This window comes from Nitrospirillum amazonense, assembly GCF_007828045.1.
In the GTDB taxonomy this organism is placed as follows: Bacteria; Pseudomonadota; Alphaproteobacteria; order Azospirillales; family Azospirillaceae; genus Nitrospirillum; species Nitrospirillum amazonense_C.
In genome coordinates this window covers 1-1,327 of record NZ_VITN01000077.1, presented here as the reverse complement: position 1 = coordinate 1,327, position 1,327 = coordinate 1, and the positions used below count along the sequence as shown (strand labels likewise).

1 protein-coding gene is annotated in these 1,327 nt (G+C 59.2%); it reads right to left on the bottom strand.

Features of this window, described 5'->3' with window-relative positions; translation table 11 throughout:
• Positions 1 to 16: 16 nt before the first annotated feature.
• Positions 17 to 1,243, bottom strand: coding sequence for an ISAzo13 family transposase (locus FBZ89_RS30625; protein WP_145754891.1), 1,227 nt, complete (start codon positions 1,241 to 1,243; stop codon positions 17 to 19).
• Between the last annotated feature and the right edge of the window lie 84 nt (positions 1,244 to 1,327).

The window sequence follows — 1,327 nt, the reverse complement described above, 5'->3', positions numbered from 1 at the left end:
AGGGTCTGTTGATAAATTATCGCTTCAATCTGGTCGGTGTGTTTGGCGAAATGGTGTAGTTCCATTCGCCATGGAAGTCATGTCGACGGATGTTGATTTCGTCCATCTCGGCGTCGGTGATTTTGATCCCGGCCGGGTAGGTGTTGGTGTCGATCTCTGCCTGCACCTTGAGGCCAGCATCGGTGGTGGTTGCTGCGATCAATTGTACGATTGCCTGGTAGCTGACAAGCGGTCGTCCGCGCCAATTTTGGGTGATGAACGAGAAAAGCCGATGCTCGATCTTGTTCCATTTGCTGGTGCCCGGCGGCAGATGGCAAACGGTGATAGGGATGCCCAGTTCATCGGCAAGGGCTTGCAACTCGCGCTTCCACAGGCGCACTCGGGTTCCATTGCTGCCCCCGCCATCGGCGGTAATGACAAGTTGTGAGGCGTTCGGGAAGCGCTCGCTTCCCATTTTCCGCCACCAAGTTCGGATGGCGTTGACGGCGAAACTGGCGGTGTCGTGATCGATGCCGACGCTGACCCAGCCGGCATTATTGGCGATGTCGTAGACGCCGTAAGGCGCCGCCCGACCGAGTTCCGGGATGATGAAGTCGTGCACCCGCACCGGCTCGGGCCGCCCTTTCGGGTGATATTCCCGACCAGCGTTCCTGAAGTCGCCAACCAACTCCTTCTTCTTGGTGTCCACCGAGATCGCCGGCTGGTTGGCCGCCAATGCGGCCTTTACCTGCTCGTTGATGTAGCCGAACTGCGCATCACGGTCGGGGTGATTGCTCCCTTCCAAGGTCTTACGGTTCGCCTGCAGGCTGTAGCCCATATCGCGCAGCAGATCGGCAACCACGTTATGGGCGATCCGATGGCCCAGGTCGCGAAGCCCGGCCGCCAAGTTCCGCAGGCTCTTGGCCGTCCATAACAGCGGCGCCATTGGATCGCCGCGTGTCGTCGGTTCGACCAGAGACCTGAGATCGGCAACCAGCGTCGGATCGCTGGCAGCCAACGATCGCCGTCCACCTCCTCCCCGTCGAACCCGATCCAAAGCGGCTTCCGGTGCAGCCTCGCCCCGAAGTTCCGCCAAACCTCGATTGATCGTGCTGCGCGCAATGCCGGTGATCTTGGAAACCGCCGTGACACCACCCAATCCCGCAGCCAAAGCCTCCGCAGCGGCAAACCGCCGGCGACCCCGCTCATCAAGCAAAGGATCGAGCGCCTCGTAGCGCAGCTTTATCGCGGCATGATCAATCATCCGGCGATTCTATAAGCTCCGTGTCAGCCGGAGAATCCCCAAACCGCAAAAAATCATTGATTCATTTATTTATCAACAGTCCCT

What these genes read in the sequence shown, in the direction of transcription:
- FBZ89_RS30625 (WP_145754891.1), bottom strand. Translation starts at nt 1,243, where the DNA reads ATGATTGATCATGCCGCGATAAAGCTGCGCTACGAGGCGCTCGATCCT.